Origin of the sequence: Pseudoalteromonas sp. SCQQ13 (genome assembly GCF_015864415.1) — a bacterium.
Lineage (GTDB): Bacteria > Pseudomonadota > Gammaproteobacteria > Enterobacterales > Alteromonadaceae > Pseudoalteromonas > Pseudoalteromonas nigrifaciens.
In genome coordinates this window covers 1-24,642 of record NZ_JADYXG010000033.1, presented here as the reverse complement: position 1 = coordinate 24,642, position 24,642 = coordinate 1, and the positions used below count along the sequence as shown (strand labels likewise).

26 protein-coding genes and 1 pseudogene are annotated in these 24,642 nt (G+C 40.2%); 20 read left to right on the top strand and 7 right to left on the bottom strand.

The window, feature by feature from the left end:
- A pseudogene (locus I6F41_RS17410) lies at positions 1-71 on the top strand (elongation factor Tu); the annotation flags it as partial.
- Positions 72-451: 380 nt separating this feature from the next.
- On the opposite strand, the gene I6F41_RS17405 reads toward I6F41_RS17410, so the two are convergent.
- From I6F41_RS17405 to hslR, 3 genes are all read right to left on the bottom strand, one after another.
- Positions 452-1,990: a phosphoenolpyruvate carboxykinase gene (locus tag I6F41_RS17405; RefSeq protein ID WP_089367606.1), complete on the bottom strand. Its 1,539-nt coding sequence runs from the start codon at positions 1,988-1,990 to the stop codon at positions 452-454.
- Between the two features lie 261 nt (positions 1,991-2,251).
- Entirely contained in the window at positions 2,252-3,097 is an 846-nt protein-coding gene (hslO, locus tag I6F41_RS17400; RefSeq protein ID WP_011326946.1) for an Hsp33 family molecular chaperone HslO, read from the bottom strand.
- A gap of 12 nt (positions 3,098-3,109) precedes the next feature.
- Positions 3,110-3,532, bottom strand: a complete 423-nt coding sequence (gene hslR / locus I6F41_RS17395; protein WP_011326947.1) for a ribosome-associated heat shock protein Hsp15 — start codon at positions 3,530-3,532, stop codon at positions 3,110-3,112.
- A 209-nt stretch (positions 3,533-3,741) separates the two neighbouring features.
- Between hslR and gspC the strand changes: the two genes are divergently transcribed.
- The 13 genes from gspC (at position 3,742) to I6F41_RS17330 (ending at position 15,775) form a co-directional block, all read left to right on the top strand.
- Entirely contained in the window at positions 3,742-4,683 is a 942-nt protein-coding gene (gene gspC, locus I6F41_RS17390) for a type II secretion system protein GspC (protein WP_011326948.1), read from the top strand.
- 23 nt (positions 4,684-4,706) lie between these two features.
- Positions 4,707-6,773: a type II secretion system secretin GspD gene (gene gspD, locus I6F41_RS17385; protein ID WP_197108868.1), complete on the top strand. Its 2,067-nt coding sequence runs from the start codon at positions 4,707-4,709 to the stop codon at positions 6,771-6,773.
- Complete coding sequence (gene gspE, locus I6F41_RS17380; RefSeq protein WP_231613628.1) at positions 6,766-8,331, top strand: type II secretion system ATPase GspE; 1,566 nt, start codon at positions 6,766-6,768, stop codon at positions 8,329-8,331. The genes gspD and gspE overlap by 8 nt, the downstream gene beginning before the upstream one ends.
- A gap of 2 nt (positions 8,332-8,333) precedes the next feature.
- Positions 8,334-9,569, top strand: coding sequence for a type II secretion system inner membrane protein GspF (gene gspF / locus I6F41_RS17375; RefSeq protein WP_011326951.1), 1,236 nt, complete (start codon positions 8,334-8,336; stop codon positions 9,567-9,569).
- A gap of 65 nt (positions 9,570-9,634) precedes the next feature.
- Positions 9,635-10,057, top strand: coding sequence for a type II secretion system major pseudopilin GspG (gspG, locus tag I6F41_RS17370; protein WP_041454317.1), 423 nt, complete (start codon positions 9,635-9,637; stop codon positions 10,055-10,057).
- Positions 10,058-10,106: 49 nt separating this feature from the next.
- Positions 10,107-10,691 carry a type II secretion system minor pseudopilin GspH gene (gene gspH / locus I6F41_RS17365; RefSeq protein WP_197108866.1) on the top strand — a complete coding sequence of 195 codons (585 nt, stop codon included), beginning with the start codon at positions 10,107-10,109 and terminating at the stop codon, positions 10,689-10,691.
- Complete coding sequence (gspI, locus tag I6F41_RS17360) at positions 10,691-11,068, top strand: type II secretion system minor pseudopilin GspI (RefSeq protein WP_086996694.1); 378 nt, start codon at positions 10,691-10,693, stop codon at positions 11,066-11,068. The genes gspH and gspI overlap by 1 nt, the downstream gene beginning before the upstream one ends.
- Complete coding sequence (gene gspJ / locus I6F41_RS17355; protein ID WP_011326955.1) at positions 11,069-11,743, top strand: type II secretion system minor pseudopilin GspJ; 675 nt, start codon at positions 11,069-11,071, stop codon at positions 11,741-11,743.
- On the top strand, positions 11,743-12,729 hold the full coding sequence (gene gspK / locus I6F41_RS17350) for a type II secretion system minor pseudopilin GspK (RefSeq protein ID WP_011326956.1): 987 nt from the start codon (positions 11,743-11,745) through the stop codon (positions 12,727-12,729). The genes gspJ and gspK overlap by 1 nt, the downstream gene beginning before the upstream one ends.
- Positions 12,726-13,934: a type II secretion system protein GspL gene (gspL, locus tag I6F41_RS17345; protein ID WP_011326957.1), complete on the top strand. Its 1,209-nt coding sequence runs from the start codon at positions 12,726-12,728 to the stop codon at positions 13,932-13,934. The genes gspK and gspL overlap by 4 nt, the downstream gene beginning before the upstream one ends.
- Entirely contained in the window at positions 13,931-14,404 is a 474-nt protein-coding gene (gene gspM, locus I6F41_RS17340; RefSeq protein ID WP_197108864.1) for a type II secretion system protein GspM, read from the top strand. Before gspL ends, gspM begins: the two co-directional genes overlap by 4 nt.
- A gap of 3 nt (positions 14,405-14,407) precedes the next feature.
- On the top strand, positions 14,408-15,166 hold the full coding sequence (locus I6F41_RS17335) for a type II secretion system protein N (RefSeq protein WP_086996688.1): 759 nt from the start codon (positions 14,408-14,410) through the stop codon (positions 15,164-15,166).
- Between the two features lie 21 nt (positions 15,167-15,187).
- Entirely contained in the window at positions 15,188-15,775 is a 588-nt protein-coding gene (locus tag I6F41_RS17330) for a UPF0149 family protein (protein WP_011326960.1), read from the top strand.
- A gap of 48 nt (positions 15,776-15,823) precedes the next feature.
- Here the strand turns inward: I6F41_RS17330 and I6F41_RS17325 are convergent, their stop codons facing one another.
- Together I6F41_RS17325 and I6F41_RS17320 are read right to left on the bottom strand one after the other, a co-directional pair.
- The gene (locus tag I6F41_RS17325; protein ID WP_011326961.1) at positions 15,824-16,030 is read right to left on the bottom strand and encodes a hypothetical protein; all 207 of its coding nucleotides are present in this window, start codon (positions 16,028-16,030) and stop codon (positions 15,824-15,826) included.
- Positions 16,030-16,389, bottom strand: a complete 360-nt coding sequence (locus tag I6F41_RS17320; RefSeq protein WP_011326962.1) for a hypothetical protein — start codon at positions 16,387-16,389, stop codon at positions 16,030-16,032. The genes I6F41_RS17325 and I6F41_RS17320 overlap by 1 nt, the downstream gene beginning before the upstream one ends.
- A gap of 280 nt (positions 16,390-16,669) precedes the next feature.
- Here I6F41_RS17320 and ccoG point away from each other — a divergent pair, with 280 nt between their 5' ends.
- From ccoG to I6F41_RS17300, 4 genes are read left to right on the top strand one after another with little or no spacing between them, the layout of a single operon-like run.
- Positions 16,670-18,100: a cytochrome c oxidase accessory protein CcoG gene (gene ccoG / locus I6F41_RS17315; RefSeq protein ID WP_182684521.1), complete on the top strand. Its 1,431-nt coding sequence runs from the start codon at positions 16,670-16,672 to the stop codon at positions 18,098-18,100.
- Between the two features lie 51 nt (positions 18,101-18,151).
- The gene (locus I6F41_RS17310) at positions 18,152-19,126 is read left to right on the top strand and encodes a serine/threonine protein kinase (RefSeq protein ID WP_011326964.1); all 975 of its coding nucleotides are present in this window, start codon (positions 18,152-18,154) and stop codon (positions 19,124-19,126) included.
- 34 nt (positions 19,127-19,160) lie between these two features.
- Positions 19,161-19,784 (top strand): thiol:disulfide interchange protein DsbA/DsbL, encoded by a 624-nt coding sequence (locus tag I6F41_RS17305; protein WP_011326965.1) that lies wholly within the window; start codon positions 19,161-19,163, stop codon positions 19,782-19,784.
- Between the two features lie 20 nt (positions 19,785-19,804).
- Positions 19,805-20,443 carry a thiol:disulfide interchange protein DsbA/DsbL gene (locus tag I6F41_RS17300; protein ID WP_011326966.1) on the top strand — a complete coding sequence of 213 codons (639 nt, stop codon included), beginning with the start codon at positions 19,805-19,807 and terminating at the stop codon, positions 20,441-20,443.
- Between the two features lie 63 nt (positions 20,444-20,506).
- Here the strand turns inward: I6F41_RS17300 and trmA are convergent, their stop codons facing one another.
- Positions 20,507-21,610 (bottom strand): tRNA (uridine(54)-C5)-methyltransferase TrmA, encoded by a 1,104-nt coding sequence (gene trmA, locus I6F41_RS17295; RefSeq protein ID WP_192532394.1) that lies wholly within the window; start codon positions 21,608-21,610, stop codon positions 20,507-20,509.
- Positions 21,611-21,777: 167 nt separating this feature from the next.
- On the opposite strand from trmA, the gene I6F41_RS17290 reads away from it, so the two are divergent.
- The gene (locus I6F41_RS17290) at positions 21,778-22,905 is read left to right on the top strand and encodes a DUF5610 domain-containing protein (protein WP_011326968.1); all 1,128 of its coding nucleotides are present in this window, start codon (positions 21,778-21,780) and stop codon (positions 22,903-22,905) included.
- A gap of 77 nt (positions 22,906-22,982) precedes the next feature.
- Positions 22,983-23,780, top strand: a complete 798-nt coding sequence (murI, locus tag I6F41_RS17285; RefSeq protein ID WP_011326969.1) for a glutamate racemase — start codon at positions 22,983-22,985, stop codon at positions 23,778-23,780.
- Here murI and I6F41_RS17280 read toward each other — a convergent pair.
- A complete protein-coding gene (locus I6F41_RS17280) occupies positions 23,743-24,222 on the bottom strand; it encodes an RNA recognition motif domain-containing protein (protein ID WP_011326970.1) in 480 nt (159 codons plus the stop codon). The genes murI and I6F41_RS17280 overlap by 38 nt on opposite strands.
- Positions 24,223-24,642 lie beyond the last annotated feature (420 nt).

Below are 24,642 nucleotides of genomic sequence, written 5' to 3'. Positions count from 1 at the left end.
GTCTTCGTTTCGCTATCCGTGAAGGTGGTCGTACTGTAGGCGCTGGCGTTGTTGCAAACATCGTAGCGTAATAATTAGCCTAGCTAATTAGTACTAAAAAAACCGAGCTTACGCTCGGTTTTTTAATGCCTGATATAAAGTAAACCTTTTAGAACCTAGCTATAAAAAGAGTGCTTAGTGATTTTAAGAGGGGCTATTTAGGCAGGCTTACGATGGGGTAGCTAAGTGGTGTTTTGTCGCTGTGATTGATACTGTGTACTGTATTGGCATTGTAAGAAGTAAGGCAGGGCTGTAGTGCTAAATTAAAGTCCTGTTATTACCTTTGCTACATTAAGTCACTTAGGCTTGATTGGTTGGCTAATACTCTATTTTAACTTTGGTCATTTATATTTATGGCTGGGATCAAAAACGCCAGCGTTAAGCTGGCGTTTGTTATGCGAGGTTAAAGCTATTATGCTTTAGGTCCTGCATTTTTAATTTCGTCTGATACGTCATATTTAGTGAAGTTTTCAGTGAAATCGGCTGCAAGTTTAGCTGCATATTCAGCATACTTAGCTTTGTCTTCCCAGGTATTAATTGGGTTAAGTAAGTTGCTGTCTACACCTGGAACGGCTACAGGTACGTCTAGGTTTAAAACATCAATGTGTTGAGTTTCTACGCCAACTAGTTTACCCGATACAATAGCATCTACTACAGCACGTGTAGTTGGAATATCAAAACGCTTACCAGTACCGTAAGGGCCGCCAGTCCAGCCTGTGTTAACTAGGTATACTTTAGCGCCAAACTCACGTACACGCTTCATTAGAAGCTCAGCATAAACACCTGCTGGACGTGGGAAGAATGGTGCGCCAAAACAAGTTGAGAATGTTGACTCAATATCGCTTGTAGAACCAATCTCAGTTGAGCCTACTTTTGCAGTGTAGCCACTTAAGAAGTGAAATGCTGCCGCTTCTTCAGTCAATATTGATACTGGAGGAAGTACACCACTTACGTCACACGTTAAAAATACCACTGCTTTTGGCTCGCCTGCGCGGTTTTCTACTTTACGTTTTTCAACGTGCTCAAGAGGGTACGCAGCACGGCTATTTTGTGTAAGGCTAGTATCGTTAAAATCAGGTACACGATTTTCATCAAGCACTACGTTTTCTAAAATAGTACCAAAGCGGATCGCATCCCAAATAACAGGTTCATTTTTTTGTGATAGGTCGATACATTTAGCGTAACAGCCGCCTTCAATGTTAAACACACTACCAGGTGCCCAGCCGTGTTCGTCATCGCCAATTAAAAAGCGAGTTGGATCTGCTGAAAGTGTTGTTTTACCTGTACCAGATAAGCCAAAGAATAAAGCGGTATCGCCTGCTTCACCTACGTTTGCAGAGCAGTGCATTGGTAATACACCTTTCGCTGGAAGTAGGAAGTTCTGTACAGAGAACATTGATTTTTTCATTTCACCGGCATAACGCATGCCAGCAAGTAATACTTTACGTTGTGCAAAGTTAATGAGTACCGTACCGTCACTGTTTGTACCATCGCGCTCAGGCTCACATACAAATGAAGGAACGTTCATTACTTGCCACTGAGGTACGTCAGATGAGTTGTAAGATTTAGGTTGAATAAACATATTTTTAGCAAAAATATGATGCCATGCAGTTTCTGTAGTAACAACAACAGGTAGATAGTGCTCTGGATCAGCGCCTACTTCAAGGTGAGAGATGAAGTGATCATTACTTTGTACATACGCTTCTACGCGTGCCCACAAAGCATCAAACTTATCTGCGTCGAATGGGCGATTTACGTTGCCCCATTGGATTTCGTTTTCAGTACTAGATTCTTGAACAATAAAGCGATCTTTTGGAGAACGACCGGTGCGATGACCAGTATTTGCTACAAAAGCACCATTGGCTGCTAAAGTACCCTCGCCACGACGGATCGCGTGTTCGACAAGTTCAGCTGCAGTTAGATCGACAAAACGAGTAGCGCTTGAAGTCATGTTTATACCTAAATTGTGTGAGATTGAACGGGATAGCCTGGGTCTTGTTAACCTTTAAGCTGCGATTATAGTAACAGATGAGCTAAGGATATTCGAGCTTATGAAGGTGTTAAAAACACATATATTGGGTAAAAAACATGAATAATTTCAATGACACCGGTATCATAAAAACAGCTATTTTTATGATACCGGTGTCATTTTAAAATTATAAAAAAAGCCGCATAGCATGTGACTTTTTTATAATTTAGATTTAATGCGTGATTAGTTAAAAATGTTTTTCACATCTTGCTCATCAAAAAGATAATCTTTTAGACAGTAATGGCAGCTAATTTTGATTTCGCCATGCTCAGCAACATCATCAAGTAGCGCTTGTTGGCCAATATTAACTAATGCAGTCATGGTTTTTTCGCGGGTACAACCACACTTAAATTGAATGCTTTGTGGCTCAAACACACGCGGGTTATCTTCGTGGTACAAACGAGTTAGTACGGTGTTAGCATCAAGCTCTAATAGTTCTTCATCTTTAATGGTATGGCTAAGAGCTTCTAAGTGGGCAAAGTCTTCAATAGATTTTTGTTTATCAACGGGTAAAACTTGTAAAAATAAACCACAAGCTTTGGCATTTCCCTCGGTTGTATCGGTTGCAAACCAAAGACGCGTTTTTAATTGCTCTGATTGCTCAAAGTAAGCCTCTATACATTCACTTAAGGTTTCATGCTCTAAAGGCACTATACCTTGATAGCGCTCCCCTTTAGTTGGCGTAATAGTAATAACCATATAGCCTTGGCCTATCAACTCTTTTACTGTGCTACCTGTTACTTCACTTTGTAAGCGAGCTATACCACGCATGTTTTGTTTATCGTCGCCATTAATTACCGCGTATTTAACCGGCCCATCACCTTGTAGTTGAACCGCTATTTCGCCTTCAAATTTTAAGGTGGCTGTTAATAAACAGGTCGCAACAAGCAGTTCACCCAATAATGCTTTAACTGCATCAGGGTAATTATGATTGGCGATCATTTCGTTGTAGGCATTCTCAATTTGTACGAGTTCGCCACGAACATCGAGATTGTCGAATAAATAACGGTGGAGTAAATCTTGTTGCATGAGCGACTATACCTAACTTAATTTCAATTTTAAAAGTTCGCGTCTTTGCTTCTTATCCGGTTTTTTATCCGGATGAGGTGCAAAAAGGCTGTTATTTTTGCGCGCGATAGAATTTTCTTCGCGTTTAGCAATACTGGCATCAGATTCTTGATACAAGGTCTGTGCAATGGGGGCGCTTTGGCGTTTTTCAAGTATTTTGAGCACAGTTACTATTTTTTCATCTACCCCTTGGGCTAATTTTATAGTTGCGCCTATTTCTACTATTTTGCCTGCTTTGGTACGCTGGCCATTATAATGTACTTTTCCGCCTTGTACCATTTCGCGAGCCGCAGCACGTGTTTTATAAAATCGTGCCGCCCATAACCATTTGTCTAATCTAATTTTTAGCTCATCTTTATGTTCTAAATTAGGGTTAGCATTACTTTTTTTAGCCATAAAGCACCTTTAATAAGTGTTTGCCTAGATTTTAAAATTTACCATAAAAGCTATTTGCGATGAAGGATTACTACAACAGCTGTTTTTATGCAGCGGCTAAATTAAAATCAATCTGTTTACAAAGTTTAATATTAGCATGCTTGTTGAATGAAAAATGAAAAGGTACTATGCATAGCGATTAGGTAAAAACTAAAATAAGAATACTATTTATGGAACAGCAAGTTCAACAATTTAAACATTTTATAAGCCGTTTACCGCATGCCAAATTGAGTGCGGTTGTTACATTATTAGTTGTTGTTTATATTGCTTTTTTATCGTCTAAACTCGTTTGGCTTATGTGGCCAAATCCTATTGTGTCACCACTCACGCCAATCTACTACGGACAACATTCAACTGCAGCAAGTAACAATTATTCTCAACATATAATTGAGCAATTTATATTTGGTAAAATAATTGTTAAAAGCAAGAGCGATGATCACGCTGCGAAAGTTGTTAATGATGCCCCTGAAACGCGCTTAAGTATTAATCTTACTGGTATTGTAGCGGTAAATAACGACGATAAAGCGGGGCTCGCTATTATAGAGTCACAAGGCAAGCAAGAAACCTACCTAGTAGATGAAGCAGTGCAAGGGACGCGAGCTAAACTAGCGCAGATATTACCTGACCGCGTTATTTTAACGGTAAACGGACGATTTGAAACATTAATGTTAGATGGTCTCGACTTTACAAAAACAGTATCTATGCCGGTTTTAGCTGCACGTGATGAAGCTGAAATGGGCCCACAATTAGGGCCTGCCCCAAGTGAGCAACAAATAGATGTAACTGCCGATCCAAACATTAAGCAGGCTTTAATCGAAACCCGTGAAGAGTTGCTCGAAGAGCCCGGTAAGTTATTTGACTATATTCGCGTGTCACAAGCGATGAGCGATGGGGAACTTATTGGTTATCGCTTGAGTCCAGGTAAAGAGCCTGAGCTATTTAAGCAGATGGGATTACAAAATAACGATTTAGCTGTTGCAATTAATGGCTATCAACTAACAGATTTAAAACAGGCCATGGCAGCCATTAATGAGCTGCGTAACAGTACAGATGCCACTATCACTATTGAACGTGATAACCAGCAAATAGACGTACAATTTAGTCTGCAATAACTTAGCATTGGAGTTTTAATATAATGGTTCAGGCGCTACACCTCACAAAAATTAAAAAAGGGTTAGCTAAGTACGCAGCACTTTTTCTAGCAGCAAGCATTTCGTTTTCTGTTGCTGCTGTTGAATACGCTGCTAACTTTAAAGGCACTGATATTAATGAGTTTATTAATATTGTTGGTAAAAATCTTAATAAAACAATAATTATTGACCCTAACGTACGTGGCAAAGTAAATGTGCGTAGTTATGAGTTAATGGGCGAAGCGCTTTATTATCAATTCTTTTTAAATGTATTAGAAGTTTATGGCTATTCAGCCATTGAAATGGACAATAATATAATAAAAATTGAAAAAAGCTCGGATGCTAAAAAATCAAACGTACCGCTAATTACAGATGGCAGTGAAGCCAGCGGCGATATGATGATTACCCGAGTTGTACGGGTTAAAAATGTAAGCGTGCAAGAGCTAGGTCCTTTGGTTCGTCAATTTAGCGACCAAAAAGATGGCGGCCATGTTGCTAACTTTAATGCCGCAAACGTAATGATGCTTACCGGGCATGCTGCATCGGTAAACCGTTTAGTTGAAATAATACGCTCGGTTGATCAAGCGGGCGATAAGCGTGTTGATATTGTAAAGCTTAAATTTGCTACCGCAGATGATGTGGTATCTGTAGTTGATAATATTTATAAAGACAGCGGAAAAGGCAGTATTCCAGAGTTTTTAATACCTAAAGTGGTTGCCGATGGCCGTACTAACAGCGTTATTGTTAGTGGCGAAGGCCAAGCACGCACCCGTGCTATTGAGCTTATTAAGCGCTTAGACGGTGAGCTTGAAAGCCAAGGGAACACTAAAGTATTTTATCTAAATTACGCAAAAGCAGAAGATTTAGTTAAAGTATTGCAAGGTGTTAGTAAGTCGCTAACAGATGACACTCAAGGCGGCAGCGCAACCAAAACACGTACTCGCAGTAACAACGAAACCAGCATAGAAGCCCACCCCGATTCAAACTCATTAATTATTACAGCACAACCCGATACTATGCGCTCGCTTGAGTCAGTTATAGAGCGTTTAGATATTCGCCGTGCGCAAGTATTGGTTGAAGCAATTATAATTGAGGTAATGGAAGGCGACGGGATTAACTTTGGTTTGCAGTGGATTTCTGAGCAAGGCGGTATGCTGCAGTTTAATAATGGCACAACTGTACCGGTTGGTGCGTTAGCTGTAGCGGCTGAGCAAGCACGCGATACTACCGTATCTAAAAATATAATTGGTACCGAAAGCGGCACAATTACTCAGGTTGATGAAACTACTAAGGGTGATTACGGCCCATTAGCATCATTACTCGGTGGCATTAACGGCTTAGCCATGGGGGTGATAAAAAATGATTGGGGCGCAATTGTTCAAGCCGTTTCGACCGATAGTAACTCAAACATTTTGGCGACCCCCTCTATTACTACTATGGATAATGAAGAAGCGTCTATTTTGGTCGGTCAAGAAGTGCCTATAATTACTGGCTCGCAAACCGGGAGTAATAACACCAACCCATTTCAAACAGTTGAACGCCAAGAAGTGGGTATAAAGCTTAAAGTAACCCCGCAAATTAACGACGGCTCTGCTGTGCAGTTAACCATTGAACAAGAAGTGTCGAGTGTAAGTGGTGCTACTGCTGTTGATATTTCAGTTAATAAGCGTTCAATTAAAACCACGGTAATGGCTGATGATGGCGGTATGGTGGTGCTTGGCGGCTTAATAGATGAAGACGTACAAGAAAGTGTGTCTAAGGTGCCACTACTAGGCGACATTCCTATTTTAGGTCACTTATTTAAATCAACTAATACCACACGACGTAAGCGTAACCTGATTGTATTTATTCGCCCGACTATTATTCGCGACGGAATTAGCATGAATAAGTTGAGCTTTAATAAATATAACTTTATTCGTGGCGAGCAATTTAAGCAGCGCGAAGATGGTATAGAGTTAATGCCAAGAAGCGACACGCCTATTTTACCCGAGTGGAATGATGAGCTAATACTGCCACCTACGTATGAAGAGCATTTACGCAAACAAAATGCACAAGAGCGTAAAGATGACTAAGGCGATTGCAGAGATAAATCAAGATGTGGTTCATCCTAATCCGCATCATCCGGACGAGCTATTAACCAGTGACGACTTAGTTGAGTTGCCCGCTAAACGTTTGCCTTTTTCATACGCACGGCGAGCCGGTGTACTGCTGAGTAAAAATAAAGAGCAGCGCATAGTGTATTACCGTGGCGAACTTGATATTGACGTACTGTTAGAAGTACGCCGTATTGCAGGGCATGGTTTTACGCTTGAGCAGCTTGCTGATGACAAGTTTGAGCTACTGCTAGAGGCTTCGTATCAGCGAGATAGTTCTGAAACGCAACAAATGATGGAAGACATTGGCAACGAAGTTGACTTGTTTTCATTAGTAGACGAATTGCCACAAACCGAAGATTTATTGGCAGGCGATGATGATGCGCCAATTATTAAACTTATAAATGCGATGCTCAGTGAAGCAATTAAAGAGGGTGCGTCTGATATTCATATTGAAACCTTTGAGCAAGAACTGGTTATTCGCTTTAGGGTTGATGGTGTATTAAAAGAGGTACTTAAACCTAATCGTAAATTAGCGTCCTTGCTGGTATCGCGAATTAAGGTAATGGCTAAGCTCGATATTGCCGAAAAACGTATACCACAAGATGGCCGTATTAGTTTGCGTATTGCAGGGCGTGCGGTTGATGTACGGGTATCAACCATGCCATCGAGTTTTGGTGAGCGTGTTGTGCTGCGTTTACTGGATAAAAATAACGCGCACTTAAATCTTGAAGATTTAGGTATGACCGCACAAAATCGTGAATTATTTGCAAATTTAATTAGTAAACCCCATGGCATTATTTTAGTAACCGGGCCTACAGGCTCTGGTAAAAGTACCACCTTGTACGCAGGTATGAGTCAAATAAACTCTCGCGATCGTAATATTTTAACGGTTGAAGACCCCATAGAATACGAAATTCCGGGCATTGGCCAAACGCAAGTAAATACTAAAGTAGGTATGACCTTTGCGCGTGGCTTACGGGCTATTTTACGTCAAGATCCCGATGTAGTGATGGTTGGTGAAATACGCGACCTAGAAACCGCTCAAATTGGTGTGCAAGCATCATTAACCGGTCACTTAGTAATGTCTACGTTGCATACAAATACTGCTTCTGGCGCTATTACTCGTATGGAAGATATGGGAGTGGAGCCATTTTTACTGTCATCGTCGTTACTCGGTGTGTTATCGCAGCGACTAGTACGCACACTGTGTAAAAGCTGTAAAAAAGAACATGTAGCCGATGAGCGCGAGTGCCAGTTATTAGGCGTACCGTTTGAAAGTAAACCAACTATACACCGTGCAGTAGGGTGTGAGGCATGTAACTTTAATGGTTATAAAGGCCGTACTGGTATTCATGAGTTATTAGTGGTGGACGAAACCATTCGTGAAATGATCCACAATGGTAAGGGCGAGCAAAGCGTTGAAAAATACATTCGCAAGCTCAGTCCAAGTATTCGTCAAGATGGCTGTAGCCGTGTACTTGCAGGTAAAACAACACTTGAAGAAGTATTGCGTGTTACCCGTGAGGAAGGCTAATAATGGCAGCATTTGAATACCGTGCCTTAGATGGCCGAGGCAAAGAAAAAAAAGGCATTTTAGAAGCGGATACAGCAAAACAAATTCGCCAAATATTACGCGATCAAAAATTAACGCCGCTCGAAGTTGTACCCGCGGCGCAAAGTGATAAACAGGTTAAAGGCCAAAAAACGTCATTACTTGGCGGTTTGTTTAAACCTACTATATCAACCTCAGATTTGGCGCTTATAACTCGCCAGTTAGCAACACTCATTCAATCGGCTCTGCCAGTTGAGGGTGCGGTAATGGCTGTGGCTGAGCAATGTGAAAAACCACGTTTAAAACGCATGCTGATGTCGGTTCGCTCAAAAGTAGTGGAAGGGTATACCCTTGCCGACGGTATGAGTGAGTTTCCGCATGTGTTTGACGATTTATACCGCGCTATGGTTGCCGCAGGCGAAAAGTCAGGGCATTTAGACCAAGTACTAAACCGGCTTGCCGATTACACCGAGCAGCGCCAATATATGCGCAGTCAAATAACGCAAGCTATGGTGTACCCCATTATTTTAGTGGTGTTTGCTATTGCAATTGTGTCGGTTTTATTAGGTACTGTAGTACCTAAAATACTTAAAACGTTTGAGAAAACCAAGCAAGTACTCCCTTGGACCACTGAGTGGGTAATGGCGGGAAGTCATTTTGTACAAAATTATTGGTTTATTAGTTTAATTGTAATAACGGCCCTAGCGATAGGGATTAAGCATGCTTTAAAACAGCCTAAAATTCGTTTTTGGTGGGATGATAAAATATTGCATATGCCCGGTATTGGTAAAGTAGCTAGAGGTATTAATACCGCTCGTTTTGCCCGAACTTTAAGTATTTTATCATCAAGCTCGGTACCGCTACTTGAAGGTATGCGTATTGCGGGTGGAGTGCTGATCAACGAAAAAATTAAAAAAGCAGTTGCCGATGCAGCGGATAGAGTAAGCGAAGGGGCAAGTTTAAGAGCGGCCTTACAGCAAACTAAATTGTTTCCGCCAATGATGCTACATATGATAGCCAGCGGTGAAAAATCTGGCGAGCTGGAGCAAATGTTAGAACGCGCTGCTAATAACCAAGATCGCGAATTTGAAAGTATGGTTAATGTATCGCTAAAACTATTAGAACCCGCAATGATCGCTTTAATGGCGGTTATTGTATTATTTATAGTAATGGCAATTTTACAGCCAATTATGGCAATGAATAAAGCTGTAGGGCTTTAACTTAAAAGTAAATTAATGGTTTAATAAACCATTGTTTAGTGTTTTTAGAATAATGAGGTAATTACGTGAATAAACAATCAGGTTTTTCTTTGCTAGAAGTGATGGTCGTACTGGTTATCATTGGCATGATCATGTCAATTGTGGCACCTAATATTATGGGTCAACAAGAAGAGGCCGCTATCGATAAAGCACACTTAGATATTCAGCAGCTTGAAGATGCAATGAGCCTTTATAAGCTTAAAAATAAAAGCTACCCAAGTACCGAGCAAGGCCTAGAAGCATTGGTTAATAAAACCAGCATAGAGCCAATACCAAAACGTTTTCCAGATGGTGGCTTTATTAGTAAATTACCAGAGGATCCGTGGGGCAATACTTATCAGTTAATTAGTCCAGGAGAAATTGGTAAATTTGATATTTTTTCTTTAGGTCCAGATGGCCAAGCCGGCACCGATGACGACATTGGTAACTGGGACGAAGAAAAACAGTAATGGCCATCAATCGCGCAGTGTATTTATATACTAATACCCAGGGCTTACTATGCAAGTAAGCTCTGAGAGATTGCGTGCAAAAAGCCGCGGCTTTAGTTTAATCGAAATTTTAGTGGTATTAGTGATCATCGCTTTTGCCACAAAAATGGTGGTATATAGCTTAGAAGGCGGCGCTGAGGATGAGTTAGATACTCAAGCGCTTAGGCTGCATACCACCATTAATATGGCATCAGAATTTGCTATTTTAAACCAAGTTGAATTGGGTTTTCATATAGACAACAACGTATTTGAGTTTTTAGTTTTTGATGGTGAAAAGTGGGTAAGCTTTGTCAGAGAAGCATTATTTGAGCCGGTTGAATTTGATCCACGCTTTAAACTAGCGCTTAACCTAGACGACTTAGCTTGGGCGCAAGATAACTTACTCGAGCAAGCAAATTGGCGTGAGCTAATGAGCGGCGACGAAGACAGCTTATTGGAGCTTAAAAAGTTTAAAATTCCGCAAGTGCTAATACTATCTTCGGGCGAAGTAAGTGCATTTCAATTAACACTCGAATTAAAAGAGCAAAGCGAGCCGGTTTACTTTATTGAAGGCGAGTTTGCTGCGCCAGTGAATTTACGCCGAGAGCCCGAATAATGCGCCAGTATAATAAAGGTTTTACTTTACTTGAAGTGCTAGTGGCATTGAGTATTTGTGCTATGGCAGGTATTGCAGCAATGCAAGCAACCAGTGAGCACATTCATCATCTATCTAGCATAGAAGAGCAAACTTACGCCTCATGGGTTGCCGAAAACATTATGGTAGAGCAGCGTACCAAAGGCGAACAATGGGAAGGGAAAGACGGCGTGCGCGGTAGTGAAGTTATGGCGGGTGTTGAATGGTTTTGGCGCCAAGATATAGGTAAAACCGCAGATAAAGACTTTGTAAAATTAACCATTAATATATTTAGTGATGAAAAATACGAACACTCAATATATGAGCTGGCAACTTATTTAAATAAAGGCAAAAAATAAGTGAAGCAACGCGGATTTACCTTACTTGAAGTGATGGTAGCCTTGGGGATTTTAGGCTTTGTTATTATGGCCACGCACCAAATACTAGATACCACTACCCGCGCCAAAGAGGCTTCGGATGATAAAATAGCCGAGCTAAATGGTTTGCAAACCACCTTTAGGTTAATGGATCAAGATTTTAGTCAAATGACCAAACGTGCTGTACGCAATGAAGCAGGCGATGTGCAAGAGCAGTATTTGCTAGCCGGACGCTATGTTTTAGATAGCCAATATGATGGCATTGGCTTTGTGCGCGACGGCTGGATAAATCCAATTAATTTATTACCACGCTCAGAATTACAAGCTGTGGGTTATCGCGTAATAAACGACAACTTGGAGCGAGTGTATCGTGTATATGTTGATCAGCTTGATAATATGGAGCCGCGTGTACAGGTTGTTTTAAAAAACATTGAAGAGCTAAAGTTTGAATTTTTAGACGATAAAAACGAATGGCAAGCTAAGTGGCAAATTAAAGCACTTCCTAAAGCGGTTGCTGTTACGCTGCAACAAATTGAGGCGGAGCCAATTAGGCGAGTATTTTTAGTGCCAGGACAAGGTAAAGAAATTCTACCATCGAGCCCATCAACTGATGATGCATTGGCCGATGAAGGTAACCCGCAAGAAGGTGGGCAGTAATGGGGCTGCGTTCTTCTCGTGGAGCCGCACTTGTTATTGTGCTGTTTATTGTTGCATTAGCGGCCATTTTAGCCGTAGAAATGAGTGCTAACTTAATGGTGCAAGTGCAAAAAAGTACTAACTTACAGGGTCATCAACAAGCTAAGTGGTATGCCTATGGTGCAGAAGAGCTTGCCATAAAAGCGCTGATTAAAAGCAAAAGAGACGATCCTGACAAAACCACATTAGATCAAATATGGGCGCAGCAAGGCGATATACCTTACCCAGTTGATAACGGCACACTAAGCGGAAAAATAACGGATTTACAAGCATGTTTAAACTTAAATGCTATAGCCGTAGAACCAGATTTAAATAGTGCTAGCAAAACCAATCCAGCGCACAAGGCCTTGTTCGCATTACTTGAAAATATTGAAGATTTACCGGCACAAGAGTCAGAGGAAACCATGGCTGACAGTGTGTTTGATTGGCTAGACGAAAACAGCATTACATACCGTTCAGGAGCAGAAGAAGGGGAATACTTGTCGCGTCAATTTCCGTACATGACCGCCAATAGCTTATTTGCATCAACCTCAGAGCTGCGTTTGGTTAAAGGTTTTAACCCATTAGTAATGGAAAAAGTGCTGCCTTATGTTTGTGTAATACCTGGTAGCACTTTATTGTCTATTAATGTGAATACCTTAGCAGCAGAGCAAGCACTCATTTTGAGTACCCTTATAGATGAGCTAAGTGTATCGGGTGCTGAAGCTGTGATTGCTGCTCGCCCAGATGCAGGCTTTGAAAGTAAAGCTGCCTTTTTTGAACAAGTTCAGCAGCAAGGCGGGCAAAACGTCAAAGCGGTAGAAAAATTGTTTAGTATTAATAGCGAATATTTTAAATTACAAACGCAGGCAAACTTTGTTGATCTGCGTTTTTCGATGACCACATTACTGCACGCCAAAGACGGCGACGTAACGATACTGGCGCGAAAATTTGGAGGCGTACAGTGACAGAAATACTGTTGATCCGCACGGGTCAAACCGAACAAGAGTTACTTAATTGGTTAATATACTCACCACAAGAACAACAAATAATAGCCAGTGGTGAGCTAGTTAATGCCAGTTATTTAAACGAACTGAGCGAAAAATCGCTAGGGCGCGAAGTCGTTGTATTATTGCCTTGTGACCAAGTGCAATTAAAAACGGTAATGCTACCGACTAAATGGAATCGTAAGTTAGAGCAAGCTTTGCCTTATATGCTCGAAGAAGATATAGCGTGCGATATAGATGAGCTATTTATTGCTGTAGGTGAGCCAGTGATGATTGGCGAGCAGCATGCTGTTCGTGTTGCTATGACCGACCGCGAATGGTTTGAGGCGTGGCTAGCGCTATTTGCAGAGCATAATTTATCGGTATATAAAATATTACCCGATGCTTTGTTATTACCCCCAGCAGATGAGGACACAGTAACGGCAATAGCACTTAATAATCAGTGGTTATTTAAACAGGGCCCATGGCGTATAAGTGCAGTAGAGACGAGCTGGTTAAATGGTTACTTAACAGCAATGGGTAATCCAGATGTAAAGCATTTTAGTCCGGCGACTCAGTTTCCTGAAACGGTAAACTTACAGGCTCAAACCAGTGATTACGACCTACCGCTGGCCTTATTTGCTAAGCAACTAGAGCATACTAAGTTTAATCTTCGCCAAGGTATGTATCAGCTTAAAAAGAAAAGCACCTTATGGTGGGGGTACTGGAAAAGTGCTGCCATTATTACCAGCGTTGCCTTAGTAGCGAGTATTACGATTAAAGCTATAGAGTTGCATCAGCTAAATACCCAGTTAGAACTTGCTAAAGCACAGGTAATTGAGCGCTACCAAAAGGCATTTCCGGGAACTAAGGTTCGCCCACACCTTATTAAAAACCAAATTAAAGGTGCACTGGCAAAAATACAAGATACCAGCGACGCTGGATTTTTAGAGTTAACCACAGAATTAGTGGGGGTGTTTTCGCAGGTAAGTAATTTTACCCCTGAAACACTGCGTTATGACAAAAAACGTAATGAATTACGTATGAGAGCACGCGCAAAAGACTTTCAAACCTTTGGTAAAGTTAAAGCCATACTTGAACAGCAAGGGTTAACGGTTGATCAAGGCTCGTTAAGTAACGATGGTGACTTTGTGGTTGGCGAAATTAAACTGCGAGGTGCAGTATGAAGCAGCAGTTAATTAAACATTGGCGCTCACTAAAAGAGCAAGAGCAGCAGTTAATAATCGTTGCGAGTGTTATTTTTATTGTGTTTATTTTAGTGATGGGCATTTTTAGACCCTTAAATAATGCAATAGCAAGTGCTGAGCAATCGCAATTAAAACAGCAAGAGCTACTAGTGTGGGTTGACGAAAGTATTGTAAAGCTCAAGGCCGCTGGTAATACACAAGTGGTTAATAGTCAAAACATTAGCCAAATAGTTAACGCCACCCGCGGACGCTATAAAATAAATATTAGTAAAATGCAGCCAAGTAATAACTCGCTACGTTTAACGCTCGACTCAGTAGAGTTTAATCAATTAATACTGTGGCTTGATGAACTGGTCAATCAACATGGTTTACGGGTCGAAAATTTAGATTTGAGCCGTGACGATAAGTCGGGCTATGTACGTGTTAGCCGTTTGCTATTAGAGAAGTAATGAATGAAAAAAATAATAACCTTATCCATTGTATTTTTACTTAGTTTTATTGTGTTTTGTATTATTAAGTTACCTGCAGCGGTGGCCATTGACCTAGCAAAACCTTATTTTCCTAAGCAACTTGAAGTAGGGCAAAGTGTTGGCACTATTTGGCAAGGACAAATGATGCAAGTGCGCTACCAAGGTGAGCAATTAAATAATGTGCGTTGGGATGTTGCCGGGTGGGCATTATTTACCGGTAAGTTAAATGCCAATGTAAAATTTGGTGACCCACGTGAGCGCAGTGATATATCGGGTTATGCAGATGTGAGCTTTGGTTTATTTAATAAGCAAGTGAAAGTAACCAATGGATTAGTGCGCTCAACAGTTGAAAGAGCGATGCAACGCATACAACTTCCGTTACCTGTAACCGCTAAAGGTCGTGTGATCTTGGAATTGGCAGAGTATACATCGGGTGCACCTTATTGTGAGTCACTGCAAGGCGAGATAGCGAGCCCTAATATTGACGTACAAGGTTTGAACGGTTGGTTTAATATAGGCCCGCTTGGTGGTAACCTAAGCTGTAAATCGGGCGACATAGCCATACTTATCGACCCAGATAACACCTTAGGGCTTGAAGCTGATGCAACCCTAAAAGCTAATTTTGACTTTAAAGTATCAGGCTATGTAAAGCCCGATGCCACGTTGCCAAAAGATGTACATGATGCGGTTAAGTTTTTAGGTCGTCCAGATAATCAAGGCCGTTACCCGCTCAACTTTTAATGTTTAATATAAAGAGTTTTAATGCAATTACCCCAATTTACTGAGCAGCACGCTAAGCAGCTCAGCACATTTTTAGACACCCAGTCTCAAGCGATGACGCTAACGCAAAGCCAAGGTTATTTATTTGGCGTAATTTGCTCTCCTGAGCCTCTAGACGTACATGAGTGGATGGCAGCAATTTTGCCTAATACAGCTAATAATGTAGATGAAGAAATGCTATTTTTATTTATGGCGTTATACCATCAAATTAGTGAGCAAGTATTTGAAGTAGGCTATAAATTACCAGCACAATATAATTACGAATTTTGCAGTAATTGGAGCGCAGGTTTTGTAACGGCAACAACGTCATATACTCAAAAGTTATTAAGTTCAACCGCGTTAGAGGCAGAATATAAACAAGCCCTCGAAAGCGCTCAAGCCACATTAAGCTTTTTTGCACTTGATGGGCAAACCATTAGCCAAATAGCGTTACAAAACAGTATTGATGAGCAGTTACTTTGCCAGCAGCAATATGAGCTAATGGGCGACTTTGCGCTAGGCTTTGCAGAGCTAGTGGAAATAGTCGCGCTTAATAGTGGCTTGTACACAGATGAAGGCTGGGAAGAGTAGTTTAGGCGCAGTAATGAGTTGAGCTCAAAATATAGCCGTGAAATAAGTTTAAGCGCCTAGTTCTAATATAATATCAGTGCAGCCTTGCTTGCACTTAATCAGCCCTTTACCCGGCTCGCTGGTGGCTAAGTCGAGTGTTAAAACCCCATTACATTTTTCGCACTTTAGCGTTTTACCCTGCGTGAGTTTTTTAAGCATATTACGTTGCTGGTGAAATGAGTCGCTGGCTTTTTTATTTAATCCAGAAAAGTCCATTATTTACCTCGCATGTGTTCTAGTGAGCCGGATACTATTTTACATACAGTGTTTAAGCGCTCATCATAAAAATATAGGTTTAAGTCGCGCTCACGGCAGTAGCGTAAGTGAAATAATCTTATTGAGTCATCGGTAGTAAATGTTTTTTCGGTGTACTCACGCTCAGATTCAGAAAGCGTTAACTGCGCACTAATTTTGTTTTTAGTCATACTGGCAGTAGGGCTGCGATTCACTTTGCTTGCATCACTTAAAAAGTCAATACCATCGTTAAATAACCGCTCACGAGGCTCTTTCACCAAAGGGTGATCGACTGTGAAAAAGGCGAGGACTACTATTACCAAAATAATAAATTTTTTCATAGTTGGGTAAACTTTGATCCAAATAACATAAAATGATGCTGCAGTGTAATAAAATGCATTTTAAAAGCAAGTAACTAAAGTGAATAAATTATTAGCGATCTATGCCAGTAATTTTAGCCAATATTGTTATAATAGCTAACAGCAGTTAGATATTTCTGAAATATCTGAAAGTATTCAAGTCTTGTTATAAATATTATACGTAATAAGTACGTTATTACACTATAAGGTAAACCTTGAATATAGCTGAATTTTTATTTCCAAGCGGTGTTGAGGAACTTCGATGGACAAACAAATTAAAGTAAAAAATATACCAGTTGAAGTAAAGATTCAAAAGCCGGATCTTAGCGGGCAACAGGATCGGTTTAATCCACGTAATCGTATTTACGTGCGTGCTGTTAATGGCTTGCACCAACTTCTTAGGCAGCGAATTGGCTTTTTAGGTCTGTTGGCATTTATGTTGCTACCTTGGATAAATTTTAATGGTGAACAGGCCGTTTTATTTGATTTAATAGGTCAAAAATACAATATATTTGGTTTAACCCTGTGGCCGCAAGACTTTACCATACTCGCCTTTATTTTTATGTTGGCCGCGTTTGCTTTGTTTTTGGTTACTACTTTTTATGGACGAGTGTGGTGTGGTTATACCTGCCCACAAACAGTGTGGACCTTTACCTTTATTTGGTTTGAAGAAAAGTTTGAAGGTACGGCAAATCAACGTAAAAAGCTCGACCAACGAGCAATGGACTTTGATAAGTTTTGGCGCAAAACCGCTAAGCACACCAGTTGGATTTTGTTTTCTTTATATACAGCAATTACATTTGTTGGTTACTTTACCCCTATTCGTGAGCTACTCCCTGACTTTGTTACCTTTAATGCCGGTAGCTATGCCTTAATGAGTATTATCTTTTTTGCTGCTTGTACATACGGTAATGCTGGGTGGATGCGCGAAATTATGTGTTTACATATTTGCCCATACTCACGTTTTCAGTCAGCCATGTTTGATAAAGATACCTATACAGTATCGTATGATGAAAAACGCGGTGAAAGCCGTGGCCCACGCTCGCGCAAAGTGGCACATGAAGATTTAGAAATAGGCGACTGTATTGACTGTAATTTATGCGTGCAAGTATGCCCAACCGGCATAGATATTCGTAATGGCTTACAAGCAGAGTGTATTAACTGTGGCGCTTGTATTGATGCATGTGATGGGGTGATGGATAAAATGAATTATCCACGCGGACTTATTTCTTATACCACTGAGCGAAACTTAGAAACGCCAGAGAATAAAACCAACCCACTGCGGGCAAAAATTATTGGCTATATAGTGATCCTGGTTATTTTAACCAGTGCCTTGGTTGCCAATATTGCGCTGCGTAAAACGATGGAATTTGATATTATTCGCGATCGTAATCAGTTATATAGGGTTGATTTTGAAGGGTTGGTAGAAAACACCTACACCTTAAAAGTGATCAACAAAGCGCAGTATGAGCAAACCTTTACAATTAAAGTGCAAGGGCTCGATAACTTTAAGTACATAGGTAAACAAACGTTTAGGGTTAACGCAGGGCAATCGCACAATGTGCCTTTATCACTGGTTATGGATCCGTATGACTTAAAAGCGCCAATGACAGAATTTAACTTTGTGCTATCGCCGGTAGGCGAGCCCGACAATCAAATATCACAGTCGAGTAACTTTTTTAAAGCGCGGTAAAGTTTAACAAAAAGCGGGGTGTTCCCCGCTTTTATTTTATATAAGAAGTGTATGAGTAAATTTAGCTTTATTGATTTAACCCCAGATCTAATTCTTGATGCCATAGAAAGCGTTGGTATTTATGTTGAGTCTGGTTTATTGGCGTTAAATAGTTACGAAAATAGAGTGTATCAATTTGTAGCAGAAGGCGGAAAACGCTACGTTGTTAAGTTTTATCGTCCAGAGCGTTGGAGCGAGAAGCAAATACAAGAAGAGCATGACTTTGCTTTTGAGTTAGCAGAGGCCGAAGTACCGGTTGTTGCGCCAATGGAATATAACGGGCAAAGCTTATTTGAACACCAAGGCTATTTATTTACTTTATTTCCAAGTGTTGGCGGGCGTTTATTTGAAGTCGATAACTTAGATCAACTTGATGTACTAGGGCGCTTAATTGGCAGAATGCATCAAGTTGCTAAAACAAAACCATTTACACAAAGGCCCACCCTAACCTGCGAAGAGTACTTACATACAGCAAAAGTTCATCTGCAAAAAAGTAACTTAGTACCTATGGGATTAGAAACTGCTTTTTATACCATTTTAGATTTGGTTATTAAGCAGGCGCAAGCACAGTATACCAATGTAAAAACGATACGTTTGCATGGGGATTGCCATGCTGGCAATATATTATGGGCAGGCGATGCGTTAATGTTTGTTGATTTAGATGATAGTCGCCAGGGGCCACCCATTCAGGATCTATGGATGATGCTAAGTGGCGATCGACAAACGCAGCTGTTACAGTTAGATACCTTAGTAACCGCCTATGAAGAATTTTGTGATTTTGATCACTCACAGCTTAAGTTGATCGAACCACTTCGGGCTATGCGTATCATCCATTACATGGGGTGGGTTGCAAAACGATGGAGCGATCCGGCTTTTGTGCGGAACTTTTCATGGTTTGCCGATGACAAATACTGGGAGCAACAAATTTTAGCACTTAAAGAGCAGCTTGCCGCATTGCAAGAAGCACCGCTAAAATTATTGCCATAACATTTTATTCAAAAATATGTACAACGAGAGACTAATGCTTAAAAAATTAAAACTGAGCCTACTACTTCTTTGTCTACCTTTTGCAGCACTTGCAGCAAACTTTGAAGTAGGTAATCAATATACAGTTATCGATATCGAAAAAAGTACTACACCACAAGTTACCGAATACTTTTCGTTTTATTGCCCGCATTGTTTTAAATTTGAACCGGTTGCACACGCAATTGAAGAAAATCTACCTGCAGGTGCGGTGTTTATAAAAAATCACGTTAACTTTTTAGGCGGCGTGTCGCCACAAACACAAAGTAACTTGAGCCTAGCGTATTTAGTTGCTAAAAAGCACGGGCAAGCTGATACGATTACAGACAAGATTTTTAAAAGTATTCATGTTCAGCGCGCACCACTGACTGAAATTAAAGATTTAAAAAAATTATTAGATATAAATGGCATTAGTAGCGATACGTTTGATCAAGATATTGCCAGTATGCCAATTATTGCAGCTGAACAAGCAATGCAAGATAAACAAAATAAATACTCAAAATTAGGTGCGTTAACAGGCGTTCCTACTTTTATTGTAAACGACAAATATAAAATCAATCTAAATACCATCAAGAGCCAAGAAGAGCTTGATGAGTTAGTTTCATTTTTACTCGCACTATAAATTTTTGGAGCCATATAATAATGATAAAATTAGTTAAAGCAGGTTTACTTGCTGTATTACTACCTTTCGCTGCAACAAGTTTTGCAGCAACCTTTGAGGAAGGTGTACATTATGAGGTTGTGTCTGAGCGCGCAACTAAAAAACCAGAAGTGAAAGAGTTTTTCTCATTTTACTGTCCTGCGTGTAATAACATGGAGCCACTGGTAGCCGAGATTAAACCAATGCTCGATAAAGGCGTAAAATTTAAAAAGAGCCATGTTGATTTTGTTGGCGTACGCGATACCGAGCATCAACAAATGATCAGCCAAGCGTTAGCAACGGCTGAAGTGTTACCACAAAAAGATAAAATTATTGCGGCTATCTTTAGTCACATTCATACAAAGCGCGCAAATTTTAATGAATTAGCCGACGTAAAAGATGTGTTTGTAGCGCAAGGGGTTGATGGTGATAAGTTCGATAAGTTATTTAAAAGCTTTTCGGTACGTACATTAAGCTCAAAAATGAAGCGTGACCAAGATTACTTTAAAGAGAAAGGTGCATTGCGTGGCGTACCTACTTTTATCGTAAATGGTAAGTACAAACTACTTCTAGGTCGCGAATCGGGTATTAGCGAACCAGCAGATATCACTAAATTAATTAACTACTTAGCAAGCAAGTAAAGTTAACCCCATAAAAAAAGCTCCTAAGGAGCTTTTTTTATGGGTAATTTTTAGCTGCTTATTTTAAGTATTCTTTTTTTGTAAAAATACACCCGACTCAATATGGTGCGTATAAGGGAACTGATCAAAAATCGCAAAGCGTTTAACTTCATGGGTGCGGGTTAAGTGATCAAGGTCGCGCTCTAGTGTCTCTGGGTTACACGAAATATAAATAATACTTTCGTAATTTGCTACTAAGTCACACGTTAGGGTATCCATACCGGCACGTGGCGGATCAACTAAAATGGTTTGGCAATTGTAGCTATTTAAATCTATACCTTCTAAACGAGAAAAACTGCGTTCGCCATTCATGGCTTGAGTAAACTCTTCGCTCGACATACGAATAATATCTAAATTGTCTACCTTGTTTTGCGCTATATTGTACTGCGCTGAGTGTACCGACGACTTTGATATTTCGGTTGCTAGTACTTTATTAAACGAGCCCGCTAACGCAATAGAAAAATTACCGTTACCACAATAAAGTTCAAGTAAATCATTTTTAAGTGGCTTACATAAGTCTTGCGCCCACTCTAGCATTTTAATATTTACTTTGGCATTTGGCTGGGTAAAGCTGTTTTCTACCTGCTGATATATTAGTTCTTGGCCATTCACGTTTAAGCGTTCGGTAACGTAGTCATCACCAAGCATTTCTTTTTGTTTGCGGGCACGGCCAATAAAGTCAATTTTATACTTACTGCTTAACTTTTCTTTAAGCGCGTTAATTTCACTCAGCCAATGCTCATCAAGTGGCTTGTGATATAACAGACTCACTAAAATCTCACCGCTTAGCGTAGATAAGTAATCAATCTGAAATAGTTTACGACGCAAAATTTCACACGACTTTAAATTATCAATCATTACTTGCATCACTTCACCTACCAAAGGAGCGGCAGGGTCAAAGCTATCAACGCGAATTTTGTCTTTAGTTTGTTGATCAAACATTATATGAAACAGATCGTCACCATCGTGCCATACTCTAAACTCAGCGCGTTGGCGGTAGTTAATCGGCTCTGAGCTAAATACCTCAAGTTTATCCACACCAAAACGTTGAAATTGGGCAGCAATACGCTGTTCTTTTTCGCTTAACTGCGCATCGTACTGTGTGGTGTCTATTTTAATAACTGCCATTAACGCTATAACCTTATCTTTGAGAGCTGTTTATCGGCGCTATTGTAGGGAGCGAGATGTATTTGTCTAGTTTTGATGAAATATATATTGGTTTTTTTTTGAGCATCTAGCTACAGAAATAACTTACAGTGCCGATAAGTAAGGCAAGCATAGATAGGAGTCGGATCATGAAAATCGGTAACTTTGGCTTTGTTCCAAACCACAATATTAATAAATACGGTAATAAAGGGGCTTTACAGCAACCTACAATACAGTCGCCTCAAGATAACTATCAGCAGCGCGGTAAAGAACTTGCTGCCAAAGTGCTCGGTGACAAAATGGCTCAAGCTCTTGGCTTACCGATAAGCGAGCCGAAAAAAGATAAACCGCTTTTTGATTTTGATGAAATCGTTAAAAACGTTTTAGACTTCGTTACCAGTGCAGTACGTAAAGCAAAAGCCAATGGTGCCGACGATGAAAAACTCAAAGGTATGTTAGGTGATGCTCGAAAAGGTGTGCAAATAGGGATTGATGACGCGGTTGATGAATTAAAAGGCAATGGCGTGTTTAACGACGATATCGCACAGGGTATTAATAAATCTAAAGAAGGCATATTTAATGGCCTGGACAAATTTGAAGACGATTTATTTAATCCTAAACCCGCCAGTGTCTCTGTTAGCCAAGCTCAGTATGCAAGTTTAAGTAACAAAGCAGAATATAAATTTACTACCGCCGAAGGAGACGAAGTGAGTATTAGTTTTGCTGATGCTTATGAGTCACAATCAGCCAGTCGTTATCAGCAAAATGGGAATAGTGAATCTTTTGTAAGTGAGTCGTCGCAGTCTCGTGAGTTGTCATTTTCTATGTCGGTTAATGGCGATTTAAATGAGAATGAACAGAAGGCGATTAATGAGCTAATGGCTGACTTACAAAGTGTAAGTAGCACCTTTTTCAGTGGAGACTTAGACAAAGCATTTGAAGAGGCGCAAGCACTAAGCTTAGGCAACGAACAGCTGGTGGCTTTTTCAATGGATTTACGACAAACCAAAACAGTCGCTACAGTTAAAGGTTACGAAGAGTACAAGCCAGTTCCTGAAAAAGCAGTAGCTGATAAATTAGCGCCGTTTAACGACGACTTAAAAGCTGTGTTTAATAAAGCCACAGAGCTGGGCATACAAAACCAGTTATCGGGTATTGTGCAGTGGTTAAATCAAGATCAAGCAGAAATAGATAAATTGGTAGATTACACCAAAGCTATGTTCGAAAACCTTAATCAATTAAATGCAGCAACGGACGAGCTAGCCAATCAACAATAGTTGTACCACTAAACTACTTTCTTTTATAAAAATCACATGGCAAACTGCCGTTCTTAACTTAGAGTAAGGACAGTAGTTTGTCAGCGCACATAATGGTTTTTGATTCAGGTATTGGTGGTACTACGGTACTTGAACATATTCAGCAAAGTATTCCAGATGCGCAATACAGCTATTTTATGGATAATGCGCTATTGCCATACGGCGCTCAGTCACAGCAAACGATTATTAACCGCTTATGCGCACTCATTCACTTTATTAACCAGCAAGCGCTTAATGTAGATTTAATTGTTATTGCATGTAACACCGCCTCTACTTCTGCGCTTGGGGCAGTGCGCCAAATTACTACTATTCCTATAGTGGGGGTGGTACCGGCGATAAAACCTGCTGCGCAACTTACACAATCTAAACATATCGGCCTACTGGCAACTCCAGCAACTATATCAAGTCCCTATACGCGCACACTCATACAGGAACATACCAACAATATAGCAGTTAGCTTATATAGTAGCGTTGAACTAGTTACTTTAGCCGAGCGTCTGTTTTTTGAACAAAGTTTAGATACAACTAAACTACACCAAGAACTCGATCGTTTAAACATAGATCAGTCTATAGATGTATTAGTATTAGGCTGTACGCATTTTCCTATTTTGGCAGAGCCGATTAGTCAGTACTTTAATAGGAAAGTGCAGCTACTTGATTCAGGTGCAGCGATTGCTAAGCGAGTTCATTACTTAATTAGCCAGCTTAATTTAACGAATAACAATATTGCAGATACAAAAAAGCCGCTGCAATATTATGCAACGGCTAGTGTGAGTAGTAAGTTAGCTGTAAAGCTAGTTACACTGATTGATCCGGCTCAGAACGAAGAGCGTTAGAATCATCTTCTTGTTTTTGTTTTGCTTCACGTACCTTTAAGGTACGTTGTTGGAACTCGCTATCGTTTAACTGCGCTATTGCATTGTCGGCATCAGCTTGCGCCATTTCAACAAAACCAAAGCCACGACGCTTACCTGTATTTTTGTCCTTTAATAAGCGAACGTTGAACACTTTGCCTTGCTCTTCAAATAAAGCACGTACCACACCTTCGTTTGCACGATAAGGAAGGTTACCAACATAAAGCGTTTTGGTTTTTACTTCGGCTTCTACTACACCGTCAGACGACATCGCAGCAATAACAATACCACCAATGAGCAAACCAACAGCAAATAGTAGTGCAGGGTCTAACTCTAGGCTTTCAAGTGCGAACTTAACTATAACAAAACCAACAACAGCAAGAATAACTGAGAGGATAAAAGATTTTTGATCGGGTAATTTCATTTTGATCTACCAATAAACAGGAAATAAACATTAATTTAACATTGTGAACTTGCTATCTTAACGCCTTAATTCAACATAGCAATAAAATTTATAGTAAATAATATAAAACAGGGTGAAAAAGCATCGTTTTATACATGTTTTTATCATGTTTCACTTGCTATCGATTACATTTTGTTCGAACAGTAAAAAGATCTAAAAAAAGGCTTGATCTGTTTTCGGATCTCCCTATAATGCGACCCCACTGAGAAGGGAAACGCCGAAGCATAGCAAGGCAGCAACTACTCAGAGAGTTAAATAAAACTTCGGTTTTAAATCTTCCAAAAAGAAAGTTTAAAACTAAGTATTGACTCGAAAAATAAAGGATGTATTATACGCATCCCTTGAGACGCTAAAGCGACTCAAAACGTTCTTTAACAATAT

Excerpts from the sequence above, each read along its gene's own strand:
- I6F41_RS17325 (WP_011326961.1), bottom strand. The coding sequence starts at position 16,030 with ATGGACTTTTCTGGATTAAATAAAAAAGCCAGCGACTCATTTCACCAG.
- gspM (WP_197108864.1), top strand. The coding sequence starts at position 13,931 with ATGAAGCAGCAGTTAATTAAACATTGGCGCTCACTAAAAGAGCAAGAG.
- hslO (WP_011326946.1), bottom strand. The coding sequence starts at position 3,097 with ATGCAACAAGATTTACTCCACCGTTATTTATTCGACAATCTCGATGTT.
- gspD (WP_197108868.1), top strand. The coding sequence starts at position 4,707 with ATGGTTCAGGCGCTACACCTCACAAAAATTAAAAAAGGGTTAGCTAAG.
- I6F41_RS17310 (WP_011326964.1), top strand. The coding sequence starts at position 18,152 with ATGAGTAAATTTAGCTTTATTGATTTAACCCCAGATCTAATTCTTGAT.
- gspK (WP_011326956.1), top strand. The coding sequence starts at position 11,743 with ATGGGGCTGCGTTCTTCTCGTGGAGCCGCACTTGTTATTGTGCTGTTT.
- I6F41_RS17405 (WP_089367606.1), bottom strand. The coding sequence starts at position 1,990 with ATGACTTCAAGCGCTACTCGTTTTGTCGATCTAACTGCAGCTGAACTT.
- gspC (WP_011326948.1), top strand. The coding sequence starts at position 3,742 with ATGGAACAGCAAGTTCAACAATTTAAACATTTTATAAGCCGTTTACCG.
- I6F41_RS17335 (WP_086996688.1), top strand. The coding sequence starts at position 14,408 with ATGAAAAAAATAATAACCTTATCCATTGTATTTTTACTTAGTTTTATT.
- hslR (WP_011326947.1), bottom strand. The coding sequence starts at position 3,532 with ATGGCTAAAAAAAGTAATGCTAACCCTAATTTAGAACATAAAGATGAG.
- I6F41_RS17290 (WP_011326968.1), top strand. The coding sequence starts at position 21,778 with ATGAAAATCGGTAACTTTGGCTTTGTTCCAAACCACAATATTAATAAA.
- gspI (WP_086996694.1), top strand. The coding sequence starts at position 10,691 with ATGCGCCAGTATAATAAAGGTTTTACTTTACTTGAAGTGCTAGTGGCA.
- I6F41_RS17305 (WP_011326965.1), top strand. The coding sequence starts at position 19,161 with ATGCTTAAAAAATTAAAACTGAGCCTACTACTTCTTTGTCTACCTTTT.
- trmA (WP_192532394.1), bottom strand. The coding sequence starts at position 21,610 with ATGGCAGTTATTAAAATAGACACCACACAGTACGATGCGCAGTTAAGC.
- I6F41_RS17280 (WP_011326970.1), bottom strand. The coding sequence starts at position 24,222 with ATGAAATTACCCGATCAAAAATCTTTTATCCTCTCAGTTATTCTTGCT.
- I6F41_RS17320 (WP_011326962.1), bottom strand. The coding sequence starts at position 16,389 with ATGAAAAAATTTATTATTTTGGTAATAGTAGTCCTCGCCTTTTTCACA.
- gspE (WP_231613628.1), top strand. The coding sequence starts at position 6,766 with ATGACTAAGGCGATTGCAGAGATAAATCAAGATGTGGTTCATCCTAAT.
- gspF (WP_011326951.1), top strand. The coding sequence starts at position 8,334 with ATGGCAGCATTTGAATACCGTGCCTTAGATGGCCGAGGCAAAGAAAAA.
- gspH (WP_197108866.1), top strand. The coding sequence starts at position 10,107 with ATGCAAGTAAGCTCTGAGAGATTGCGTGCAAAAAGCCGCGGCTTTAGT.
- I6F41_RS17300 (WP_011326966.1), top strand. The coding sequence starts at position 19,805 with ATGATAAAATTAGTTAAAGCAGGTTTACTTGCTGTATTACTACCTTTC.
- ccoG (WP_182684521.1), top strand. The coding sequence starts at position 16,670 with ATGGACAAACAAATTAAAGTAAAAAATATACCAGTTGAAGTAAAGATT.
- I6F41_RS17330 (WP_011326960.1), top strand. The coding sequence starts at position 15,188 with ATGCAATTACCCCAATTTACTGAGCAGCACGCTAAGCAGCTCAGCACA.